Genomic DNA, 11989 nt, shown 5'->3' on the forward strand with positions numbered 1-11989 from the left:
GCCTGGTGAGCACCGCGCACGGAATCCAGCAAGAGGGCGCGACCGCGGTCGCGGAGATGCTGCACGGCTATGGCGTCACGCACCTGTTCATGGTGCCTGCCATCATGCGCCGGACCTTTGCCGAGCTGGAGCGCCTGTATCCGGAGATCTCCCCGGTTACCACGCACGGGGAGAAGGCAGCCGTCTACATGGCCGACGGCTACGCGCGCGCGGGACGCCGGCCAGGCGTCTGCGCGGCACAGGCTATCGGTGCCCTCAACCTGGCGGCCGGGCTGCGCGAGCCGTTCCTCGCCCGATCGCCGGTGGTAGCGCTCACCGGTGGCCGGCTCCCCGCCACGAAATTCCGGCAGGTCTACCAGGAGGCAGACGACCTGCCAGCGTTCGACCAGGTCACCAAGTTCAACGGCGCAGTAGACGACGTCACCCGGCTGCCCGACATGCTGCGGTACGCGTTCCGGTCGGCGACGACCGGCTCGCCGGGACCGGTTCACTTGCAGGTCCAGGGGAACGAGGGGCAGCTCGACAGGGAGACAGGAGTGCTCGATGCCATCGTCGAGCCCGAGTTCGCGGCGGTACCGCCATTCCGGCCGCGACCTGACGACGACGCCGTGCGCGCTGCCCTGACCCTGCTCCAAGCCGCGGTCCGGCCGGTGATCGTCGCCGGCGGCGGGATCCGCTGGTCCGGTGCGGCTGGCGAGCTCGTCGCTCTGGCTGAGGATCTCGGGGTCCCGGTGGCGACATCGGCGAACGGCCGGGCCAGTATCGCCGGCACCCACCGGCTGAGCGCAGGCGTGGTCGGGACCTATTCGCGCGAGTGCGCGAACGAGATCGTCAACCGGGCCGATCTCGTCTGCTTCATTGGCACGCAGACAGGTGGCATGACGACCCATTTCTGGGCTGTGCCGACGATCGGCACGCCCGCCATCCAGATCGACATCGAACCGGTCACGCTCGGCCGGAACTATCCGCTGCAGGCCAGGGTGCTCGGTGACGCCCGCATGGTGCTCAGCCGGATGCGGGAGCTAGCCGACCCGGCCACCGCCTCGAGCCGGAGCCAGTGGCTGGCTGAGGTTGATGACCTCAAGGCGTCGTGGCGAGCACGGCACAACAGTGTCATGACCAGCGATGACCTGCCGATCCGGCCCGAGCGCCTGTGCGCCGACCTGACCTCGATGATGCCGGACGACGCCATCGTCCTCGTGGATACCGGGCATGCCGGGATGTGGATGTCCCAGTATTTCGACCTGACTCAGCCGGGGCAGGACTACCTGCGCAGCTGCGGTCACCTCGGCTGGTCTTTCTCGGCCGGAATCGGCGCGAAGTGCGCCGTCCCCGGCAGGCCCGTCATCGCGTTCACCGGAGATGCGGGCCTGTATTACCACCTGGGCGAGATCGAGACGGCGGTCCGCTGGAACATCAACTCCGTCACCATTGTCAACGACAACTGCGGGGGCAATCAGAGCAAGCGCGGCTTCGATAGCGCCTACGGCGGCGAGTCGACGGGGCGATCAAGGCGGATGTGGACCTACACCGACGTGGACCTGGCCCGGCTGGCGACGGACATGGGGGCGCTCGGCATCCGCGTGGACAAGCCCGGTGATCTCCGGCCGAGCCTGGAGCGCGCGCTGGAGGCTGACCGGCCGGCTGTCATCGACGTTCGCACCGACATCAACGTGACGGCGCCGCTGGCCGTCTCCTGACCGGCGCGGCTGACCGGCCAGCCGAGCGGCTGTTCGGCGGGCGGTTACCAGGGGGGCGGCAGGTTATCGGTACGCAGCACCCAGTACCGCGACAGTTCAGTCATCCGCCCGGCCAGGCCGACCTCCGCCAGGATGCTCTCTGCGTCCGATCCGGCCCGGCCCGCGGGCCGGCCCAGCACGAGCGGGGACTCTGACAGCCGGACGGTGAGTCCTGGCATCACGACCGGGCCGAACTCCTCAGACCGCTGGGTCAGGCTGAGGCCGAGCTTCCTGGCCGGCTCGCTGGTCATCACCTGCTCGGTCGTCAGCACCTCGTGTGCGCCGACGCCGGCCTCCTGAAGGGCGCGGGTGGCTTCCGCCGCGGACCGCCCCGCGAGCGCGGCACTGAGCGCCTCCGCCACGGCAGTGGCGTCCGCCGGACTGAGTCCTGCGGCGCCCGCCAGCCAGGGCACAGACCGGAGCGACGGCAATTGCGAGGGCTTCATGCCGAGGAAGATCCAGCCGTCGCGCACCTGGTAGTACCGCTGGAACGGCCCGGTGCCGAGCGCCTCAGGGCCGCGCGGCTCAGCATGCTGCCGCCTGCCTGCGTAGTCAAGCATGAAGATCGCCTGGTGGTACGTAGCGGTCTGCGCGAGCGAGGCCGTGACCAGCCCGCCCGCACCCGTTCGCGTGCGGTGGAAGATGCCGAGCGAGGCCGCGAACGCCGTCATGACGCCGGAGCCGAAGTCGACCACGTTGTAGGGCCCTAGCACTTCGGGAACGTGGTGATCACCGCCTGCTCGCTCCATCATGCCGGTGACTGCTTGCCCCTGCGTCTCCCACCCGCGCCGGGCGCCCCACAGACCCCCTTCGCCATAGCAGGTCACCGACACGTAGACCACGTCAGGGAAGCGGGCCCGCACGTGCCGGTAACCGATCCCGTACCGGTCCGCCGTTCCCTCGGGATAGTTCTGGATAATCACGTCGCTGCGCGAGGCAAGCTCCCAGAAGACGGCCTGGCCGCGCTCCGCCTCGACATTGAGCAGGATGCTCCTCTTGCCCCGGTTAACGATGCCGTGCGCGGCCACCGTGCTGTTCGGCGCGTTGATCTTGACCACGTCCGCGCCGTACTCCCCGAGGATCCGTCCGCTGGTGGGGCCGGCGAGAATCTCCGTCAGGTCGAGGACCCGCAGTCCTTCGAACGCCCTGGTAATGTCCTCAGCCGGCCTGGCGGCAGCGGCGGTGGCGGCCGACGCGGCCGGCGCGGCCGGCTGGCTACCTTCTGCGGCGACCGCATCGTGGTCGGTGTCCGGCAGTTGGCGCGGCCGTGGCGTCCAGCCAGATGAAGCGGCCGTGTGCACCGGCAGGCCCGGCATCCAGGTCTCGCCGAACAGGGGATCGGCGACGGAGACGACATGTCCTGCCACTCGCGCGTGGGGCGTCTGGAGCCATTCGCGGCACGTACGGATGAAGACCAGCGGAACGCCGGCATCGCCGGCCAGCTCCCCCCATTCCTCAGCCGTGCGCGTCAGGAACATGCCGCGCAGCCGTTCCTTCAGCTGCTCTTCCAGCTCCTTATGCCGGGCCAGGCGCACTCCGTCGGTCAGGCCGTCCGCCGCCCAGGACTCCGCACCCGCGGCGTCCAGTAGCCAGCGGAGGAACCGGGCGCTGCCGCCGATCGGGTCCATCCGGACGTACCGGCCATCGGCGCACTCGTACGTGCCGCTCCCGTTGCCGCTGTGCGGTTTCGGCGGAGCCAGTCCGTCTGCCTGCACGAAGGAGCCCGCCTTGCCGATCAGCTCGAACATCGCATGGAAGAGCGGCACTTCGATCAGCTGACCCCGGCCCGTGCGATGCCGGAACGTGAGCGCCGCCACGATCGCGGTGGCGGCCAGGAAGGCGGCGAAGTTTGAGGCCAGCGGGACCGCGCTGTAGGTGGGCCTCGTGGTGTCCCAGCCTTCCGGCTCCTGGCCGACCCGGATGGAGCAGTTCGCGGTGGCGGCGGCCACCACGCCCTCCCAGGCGGGGATCGCCGCGCGCGGATCGTCGCGGCCGAAGCCAGGCAGCGAGCAGTAGATCAGCCGCGGCGCCACCGGCGCGAGTTGCTGCCAGCCGAGCCCGTGCCGGTCCATGACCCCGGGCCGGAAGTTCTCGATGACGACGTCGGCGCCCGCCGCGAGCCGCGCTGCGATCGCCGCATCCGCCGGATCCTTCAGGTCGAGGGTGACCCGGCGCTTGCCCCGGTTCAGGAACGCGTCCGCTTCAGCAAGCTCCGCGCCCGGCCGGTCCACGTGCACGACCTCAGCGCCCTGATCTGCCAGCATGACGGCTGTCAGCGGCCCGGCCACGAAATGGCCGAAGTCAACCACCTTGATGCCCGACAGCACACCGGCTCCGGCCGCCGTCTCCGTCATCGTCACTCCTACAGTGCCGGGCCGAAGCTCTGCGGCGCGGCGACCGCGATATCGGTCCGAACGTCGATCACCGCTGGCAGCCCGGATGCCCTGGCTTTATCCAGCGCTGTAACGAAATCCGCGGGATCGTCCACGCGCGCCCCGTGGCAGCCGAAGCCCCGCGCGATCTCGGCCAGGTCAGCGTCATGGAACTGCCAGTTCTTCTGCTGGTCGGCCGAGCCCTCATCCCAGAAGAAGGCTTCCTGGTTCATCGACGTGTTGTTGTTGACCACCACGATCACCTTCAGCCCGTACCGCCTGGCGGTCTCCAGCTCGCTGATGTGATAGAAGAACCCGGCGTCTCCGGTCACGCAGATGACCTCGCGATCGGGGCATGCGCACTTCACGCCCAGCGAGGCAGGCAGGCCCCAGCCCAGCGAGCCGGCCGCGCGAACGGCGGACTGCCGACCCGACAGCCGGATGTGGCGTGCGGTCCAGGCCGCGGTGTGGCCCGTGTCGCCGACCATGATCCCATCGGCCGCCATCTCCTCGCCGATCATGCTAAACAGGCGCTCGGGCCGGATTGGCATGGCGTCAGAAGTCTCGCTCTCCCGCACCGCGGCCCGCCAGCCGGCTCTGATGTCCGCGATCTCCGCGGCCCACTCCGCCGGCGCCGTGCGGCTGGCCGCGGCGGCCAGCTGCCCGATGACCGCGCCGACGTCACCGACCATTGGCACTGCGCACTCAAAATTCCGGCCGATCTCGGCACCATCGATGTCTACCTGGATGATCTGCGCCGCCGCAGGGATGAGGCTCCAGTTCCTGGTGGTCATGCTGCCCAGCGACGAGCCCGCGACCAGCACGACGTCGGCGCCCAGCAGGATCGCGTTGGCGGAATCTGCCCCGTACTCACCGACGACTCCGCCGTAGAGCGGATGGTCAGAGGCAATCGTCGCCAGTCCGTTCAGCGTCATGACAACGGGGATCGTGAGTTGCTCGGCCAGGGCGACCAGCTCGCGCGCCGCGCCTGAGCGGGCCACGCCGTTCCCGGCGACGATGACCGGCCGCCGAGCCCTCGCGAGCAGCTCCACCGCGGCGGCGACCGACGAGCTAGCAGCCATCGGGCGGTCGCTCGGCGACGTGCCGTACCGCGGTTCGGCGCGGGTGACGCCCTCAGCCGGCGTGTCGCCCGGGTTGCCGGTCCGGCCGACCAGGCCGAGATGCACCGGCCGGGGCACACCGGAGCTGGCCGCGCGGAACGCCTGCCGCAGCAGGTCAGGGAAACGGCTCGGGCCGGGCACGTGCGCGTTCCACTTCGTCACGCCCTCGAAGGCGCCGTGGTCATCCACGTCCTGGTAAAGGTTGCGGTAGGAGGTCCGCGCATCGGGCTCGCCGGAGAGGGCCACGATCGGCGTCCTGGCCATGTAGGCATCGCGGAGACCTGCCGCCAGATTCGTCGACCCGATCGCCTGCGCGCCGCACACCCCGACGTTTCTGCTGATCCGGGCGTAGCCATCGGCCATGTAGGCGGCCGCCTTCTCCCCGTGCGTCATGACCGGCAGGATGCCGCGCTCGCTCATCCGCTTGACCGTCTCCGGCAGGATGACGGGGACGAAGAAGAAATGACTCACGCGGTAAGCAGAGAGCATCTCGGCAATCTGATCGCTTGTCCGCACCGCACCGCCCGCCTGGTAGTCACGTGCACGTAGCCTGACTGATTGTCCGACAGTTATACGTTCAGTCTGCCGTCACGCCTGCCCAGGGTCAAGCACGGGGCCCCCTTGCTAGCGCGCATACCATCCCCCGTCGACGATCAGCTGGTGTCCGGTGACGTAGTCCGCCGCACGGGAAGCGAGGAAGATCACGCTCCCGACTATGTCCTCCGGCTCGCCGAAGCGACCGGCGGGGATACGCGCCTGCACCACGGGGTCGGTGTAGGCCGGGCTCTGGCGACCCGTTTTGAAGTAGCCAGGCACGACGGTGTTGACCTGCACACCGCGGCCGGCCCATTCGTTCGACAGCGCCTTTGTGAGCCCGATGATCGCGTGCTTGGACGCCGTGTAGGCGCTTCGGTTCACCGGGCCCTGGAGCCCGGCCAGCGATCCGATGTTGATGATCTTGCCGGCGCCCCGCTCGACCATCCCCGCGCCGATACGCTGGCAGAGCAGCCACACTGCGTCCAGGTTCACCGTCTGGACCTCACGCCATCGGTCGAGGCTCAGCTCGAGAGCCGACTGCCTGATGAACGTCGCGGCGTTGTTGACGAGGATGTCGACGCGCGTCTGGGCCAGCAGGTCGTCGATCCGTGCGCCGAGCGCGTCGATCGCCAGCAGATCGGCGACCCACCGGCGTGACTTGCCGCCCGCGCGCGCGATCTCCGCCTCTGTCTCGCCGAGATCGTCATGGTGGCCGTGCAGTACAACCTCCGCGCCGGCCTGCGCGAGTCCGGTCGCTATCGCCCGGCCGAGCCCCGCCCGGGAGCCCGTCACCAGCGCCACCTTTCCGGACAGTGAGAACAGCTCCGGCAGCTGCGTCTGGCAATTCTCCATCTGGGCATCGTCCCCGATCATCAGCGCCGCGACGCAGACGATCGCCTGCGCAGATATTCGACAGTGCCGTTAAGGGCCAGCGCGCCGATGAGAATGATGCCGTCGACGACACTGACCGAGTACACCGATACGTGCGCATCGGTCAGCAGTTCCTGGATCAGGAACAGCACTCCCCCGCCGAGCGCGCCGCCGAGCAGGCCGCCCCGCCCTCCCGCGAGGCTGATACCACCGAGTGCTACCGCCGTGATCGCGCTGATCGTGTACGGCGGGCCGACCGTACCGTCGCCGCCCTGAATGAGGCCGGTGAGCATCAGGCCGCCGAGGCAGGCGAGTAGCCCTCCCATGGAGTAAGTGACCAGCCGCAGTCTCGCCACATTCACGCCGGCTGTGTACGAAGTCCGCTCATCTCCGCCGACGGCCAGCAAGTTGCGCATGTAGGAACCCCGTGACACCAGTGTCCACAGGAGCGCGATGACGGCGAAGACGACCCAGACGGCCGGAATCGGCCCCACGGAGCCATTGAGTTTCACCAACCAGACCGGAACGCTTCCGCCAGCCTGTGGCAGCACCTCCGTGGCCAGTCCGTCATAGAACAGGTACATGCCCAGCGTGGCAATGATGGCGGGCAGCCGGACGTACGCAACCAGCACTCCGGTAATGGCACCGGACAGCAATCCGAATACGATGACGATGGGAATCACAGTCAGCGGCGACGTGATTCCCGCCGGTACCAGCAACGTTGAGATCAGCACGCTCATGAATCCGGCCAGCGGGCCGACCGACAGGTCGATTCCGCCGTTGCCCGACAAGACGGGCAGCGTCATCGCCATCGCGGTCAGCACCGTCGGGCACAGCACCGACATGGACGTCGCCCAGTTGTGCTGCGCCAGGAACTGCGGCTGAACCGCGGCATTCACGATGAACAGCACGATGAGCATGGCGAGCGGAACCGCCGCATACGTGTTCCGCCGCAGGATCTGCCGCACCGCGGGCGTGGAAAGCACCGACGACCGCGCGGGGTCAGAGACGACGCTAGTCATCCGCGCTTCCGTCGTGCTTGCCGTCGCCGAACATCGCGGCCACGACGTCAGTATCCGATGACATCTCGGTTGGCAGCATTGCTACGAGACTTCCTTCATGAAACACCGCAATCTGATCGGTGAGTGTGAGCAGCTCGGCGATTTCAGTCGAGAGGAAGATGATCGCTACTCCGTCAGCGGCCAGCCTGCGGAACAATCCGTAGAGCTCTTCCTTGGTGTTGTGGTCAACACCCCGCAGCGGGTCGTTGAGAACCAGCACGCGGGGACGCATCGCGATCCAGCGCCCCAGCAGGACCTTCTGCTGGTTTCCGCCGCTGAGGATGCTGATGGTACGACTGGGCGATGCGCTGACGAGCCGCGATGACTCAGCGAAGTCCGCGAATCTCTTCCGGGCCTGCTGCCGTCTCAGCAGTCCCAGCCGGCTGAGGTCGCCCCACAGCGTGATCGCGAAGTTGTCGAAGACCGACAGCGGGCCGAACAGGCCCTCATAGCGACGGTCGCGCGGCACATACCTGATGCCAAGCCGGTTAGCGCCCCGGTAGCTCCGCACGATATGGGTCTCACCGTTGTCCTCGAGCGCGAGCACCTGACCGTCCACGGGCCGCCGGAGCCCGCAGAGGCACTCGACGAAGCCGACCTGGCCCTGGCCCTCGAGCCCCGCGAGCCCGAGTATCTCCCCTGCCCTGACCTCCACCGAGATCGGCTTGGACGCGGCACGCAAGGTCAGCTCCGCGACCCGCAGGACAGGCCGCTGCGGGCGCTGCTGCCCAGCATCGCCCCGGCGCGGTCCCGTCTCGGCGACGACGGCGGGGTCAGCGTGAGCCTCGCGTCCGGACATGTGGCCGAGGATGCCGCGCCGGGAGGCTTCGCTCGCGCCCATCGTGGCGACGGTCGCACCCTGCCGCAGGACGGTGATCCAGTCCGCCAGCCCGAGTACCTCGTCCATCCGATGCGAGGTGAACAGGACCGACCTCCCCTGCGACCGAGCCAGCCGGAGGTAGTCGAACAAGCGGTCCCGTTGCTGGGCGTCCAGCGCCGAGGTTGCCTCATCGAGCACGAGCAGCTGCCACGGGCGGATGATCGCCCGGGCCACCGTCGTCAGCTGCCGCTCGGCCAGTGAGAGCGTCCACATCGGCCGGTCCAGGTCGAGCCCGTCCATGCCGAGATCACTGAGCACCTGCCGGGCACCGGCGATTTCGTCGCCCTTGCGGTGCCCGTACCTGAAGAGCCCATCGGTCCCCAGGTAGATGTTGTCGCGCACGGTCATCTCCGGCACGATCAGCGTCTCCTGGAATACCGTGGCGATGCCCATGCCCTGTGCGCTTCTCGGGCTGCCGAGCTGTCTTGCCTCGCCTTCCCAGACCAGCGTTCCTGAGTCTGGCCGCAGGACGCCACTGAGGATCTTGATCAGCGTGCTTTTACCAGAGCCGTTCTCGCCGACCAGTGAATGGATCTCGCTGGGGCGGACACGCAAGGTCGCCGAGTTCAGGGCGCGGGTCTCACCGAAAGACCGCGACAAGTCCTCCATGACGAGGCGACTCGCTTCGTCGACCGAACTCACTGTGTGCCCCTCTCTGCAAGCCCGATCGGATCAGATCTTCGCGGCAACCTTAAGCTCCCGGCCGTAGGTACTGGTCAGCGCGATGACGAGGATGCCAAGAGCCAGTTCCTGGAACGAGGCACTGAAGCCAACCCCGACGAGCAGCGTGGTCAGCTCCGCGACGATCAGCGCGCCCATGACGGTCCGCTGGTATCCGCCACGGCCGCCGAGCAGCGACGTGCCCCCGATCAGCACCGCGGTAATCGTCAGAAAGAAGTACGGCTCCCCCACGGTGGGATCGGGAATGCCGCTATAGCCAGCGAAAAATACTCCGACCATGGCGGCGCAAAGCGCGGATATGCAGAACGCCACGACCAGTGTCCACGTCGACCGGACGATGGCCAGCCGCGCCGCGACGGGATTCGCGCCGAGTGCATAGGTTTCCCGTCCGACCCGCGTCAGGCGCAGGAAGGCCACCGCGAGGACCGAGGCGACCGCCCACACGAAAATGATGGCCGGAATCGGGATCGGCCCGGTGTGACCGATAGCGGAGACGCTGCTCGTCAGCCATCCCGGTACCGCCCCGTTGACGGCGCCGTTACTCCATTCCAGCGCGACCCCGGACACCACCAGGCTCATGCCGAAGCTTGTTATTAGGGAGTGAACGTGCAAGAGCACGGACGACACGGCGCTGATGGTCCCGATGAGGATCGCCAGCCCCGCGATTACGAGAAATATGACGGGCAGCGACCAGTGCTTGTAGTACAGCTGGGTGACGATGATATCGGACAGTCCTATCACCGCCGGAATTGAGAGATCAATTCCGCCGGCGATAATGGTTATGGTCTGCCCCAGGGATGCCAAGCCGAGCAAGCTAGCCAGAATCAGCAGAGAGATGATGCTCAGCTTGCTGAAATACCCGGGGATGAAAATCACGGACAGGATAAACAGGACTGGTACCAGGATGTACGGCAGCGCGTCCGTGAAGTTAGCCGCGAGGAAGCGAGTGACAATCTCCGAGGTGCTGCGGGTCGGCTGACGGGCCGCCGGACCTGGCTCGGGCAAACCGTCAGCGGGAGCGATCGGGCTTGGATCGGTCATCCTTGCCGCTCTTCTCTAGCGGAGGCTCGAGCACGGCGCGCGCAACGCCGTGCTCGAGCCTTACTGACATGAGGGACTTTGCCGCTAACTGAGCTCGCTGATCAGGAGGGCTCGGGGAAGCTCGTCACAGGCTGGCCGCCAGTGAAGAACTGACCGAGGTAGCTCCCGATCGCTGGCAGGGCCGGCTTCGGCGATGCGAAGCACGAGCTGCTCGTCGTCATCGAGGGTGTGTACCACTGATTGAATGTCGCGGTGGTCGGGCCGGGAATCGGGTACAGGACCGTGTCGAGAGCAGGCTGCTGCCCGGCCAGGAGCCGCAGCGCCACATCCATGGTCGCGTAAGCGCCCGGCGCCGGGGCCTGGTCCGTCATGAAGGGGACCAGCGAAGGATTCGCCTTCTGGAACGCTAGCTCCTGGCAGTCGCCCTCCTGCAGTGACACTTTCGCTAGCGGGCGCCCAGCCTGTTGCAGTGCCGTCTCGGCGGCGACGCCCATCGCGCCCTCGTCGATGATCCCGTCGACCTTCACTCCGGGGTGGCTGGCTAGCCACTGTGACGTTGCCTGCTGGGCGACCGAGGCCGTCCACTCACCGGTGTAGTTGCCGACGACCTTGAGACCCGGGTGTCCCGCCATCGCGGCGGTCGCGGCCGCGGTCGCGGTGGCAGCGTCGGCGACGCCCGGCACCCCGGTGATGTACAGCAGGTTGCCCTGGTAGTTCATCGCCTTGTAGAGGTTGGCCGCCAGCTCATACGAGTTCTGGTACACGTCGAACGAAACCGTGATGGCGTTGTTGCAGTAGACCGGGTCGAGCGACACAATCGCGATGTTCTTCTGGAGCGCGGTCGAGTAAAGCGAGCAGAAGGCGGTCGTCGAGCCGGCGTCCAGGAAGATCACGTTACAGCCACTGTTGATCTCGCTCTGGAGCTGTGACAGCTGCGTAGCAGTGCTGTTGTTGGAGTTCTCGACGATGAAGTTGGACTGGGCGTGCCCGGCCGCTGCCAGCTGGCTCACCATCTGCTTGTAGGCGGTGACCTCGCCCTGCTGGTAGGTGTTGCCGAGGTAGAAGGTGCTCTCGCAGAACTGCGCCTTCCCGGTCGGCGGTTTGTAGTTCTGGTAGGCGTTCGGATAGAGCTGCGCGTACAGGTTGTAATGCGCGTAGTCCGTCTGGGCGCCCGATGGCACCGCACTGAGGCCGACAGTAGCGCTGCTACTTGAGCCCGCAGTGCTGCTGCTACTGGCGGCCGCGCTGGTTGCGCTTGCCGGCGCTGACGTCGATGGCGATGAGGTGCTGCTCGTCACCGAGGACGAGCATGCGGTGAGGATCGCGACCGCCAGCGCGAGAACCACGCCAGCAGCCACACGGAACCGGGGCCGAGAGGTCCGACGGCCGATATCAGAGGATGTCGAGCGGGAATGCCACGCAACAGCGCGAAGACGGCGCATGAAGATTTCCTCCCCAAGTGGGATCCCTGGGGCGGGTCCCACGACTGTGCGACGGACTGTTTGTCGTACAACTTGAGAGGCACGTTAGTCCTGCGGACAGTTACCGTCAACAGGGTGAACGGCTACAATCTGGACATGGTCTCCGCCGTGGACATGCGGCGTCGCACTCAGCCAGAGGTGGACCCCGCCCGGCGCGCTACGAGGTCAGCGACAAGGTCGGGATGCGAGAGGAATGGCGAGTGGCT

At 67.3% G+C, this 11989-nt stretch carries 8 protein-coding genes; 1 reads left to right on the plus strand and 7 read right to left on the minus strand.

From position 1 onward, the window contains the following. Window positions 1–1700, plus strand: a 1700-nt coding sequence (locus tag WA805_RS06030; RefSeq protein ID WP_425241845.1) for a thiamine pyrophosphate-binding protein, incomplete at its 5' end; no start/stop codon positions are given. Between the two features lie 44 nt (window positions 1701–1744). Here WA805_RS06030 and WA805_RS06035 read toward each other — a convergent pair. The 7 genes from WA805_RS06035 to WA805_RS06065 form a co-directional block, all read right to left on the minus strand. Beyond that, the gene (locus WA805_RS06035) at window positions 1745–4093 is read right to left on the minus strand and encodes a CaiB/BaiF CoA transferase family protein (protein WP_422271429.1); all 2349 of its coding nucleotides are present in this window, start codon (window positions 4091–4093) and stop codon (window positions 1745–1747) included. A gap of 8 nt (window positions 4094–4101) precedes the next feature. Continuing rightward, window positions 4102–5748 (minus strand): thiamine pyrophosphate-binding protein, encoded by a 1647-nt coding sequence (locus tag WA805_RS06040; protein ID WP_424559587.1) that lies wholly within the window; start codon window positions 5746–5748, stop codon window positions 4102–4104. A 108-nt stretch (window positions 5749–5856) separates the two neighbouring features. Further along, entirely contained in the window at window positions 5857–6621 is a 765-nt protein-coding gene (locus tag WA805_RS06045) for an SDR family oxidoreductase (protein ID WP_422286757.1), read from the minus strand. Window positions 6622–6641: 20 nt separating this feature from the next. Then, window positions 6642–7607 carry an ABC transporter permease gene (locus tag WA805_RS06050; RefSeq protein ID WP_422271435.1) on the minus strand — a complete coding sequence of 322 codons (966 nt, stop codon included), beginning with the start codon at window positions 7605–7607 and terminating at the stop codon, window positions 6642–6644. A 46-nt stretch (window positions 7608–7653) separates the two neighbouring features. Continuing rightward, window positions 7654–9222 carry a sugar ABC transporter ATP-binding protein gene (locus tag WA805_RS06055; protein WP_422286759.1) on the minus strand — a complete coding sequence of 523 codons (1569 nt, stop codon included), beginning with the start codon at window positions 9220–9222 and terminating at the stop codon, window positions 7654–7656. Window positions 9223–9252: 30 nt separating this feature from the next. Then, window positions 9253–10302 (minus strand): ABC transporter permease, encoded by a 1050-nt coding sequence (locus tag WA805_RS06060; RefSeq protein ID WP_425241846.1) that lies wholly within the window; start codon window positions 10300–10302, stop codon window positions 9253–9255. A gap of 101 nt (window positions 10303–10403) precedes the next feature. Further along, window positions 10404–11483: a substrate-binding domain-containing protein gene (locus tag WA805_RS06065; RefSeq protein WP_422286762.1), complete on the minus strand. Its 1080-nt coding sequence runs from the start codon at window positions 11481–11483 to the stop codon at window positions 10404–10406. Window positions 11484–11989 lie beyond the last annotated feature (506 nt).

The sequence above is a fragment of the Trebonia sp. genome, assembly GCF_049794275.1.
GTDB lineage: Bacteria > Actinomycetota > Actinomycetes > Streptosporangiales > Streptosporangiaceae > Trebonia.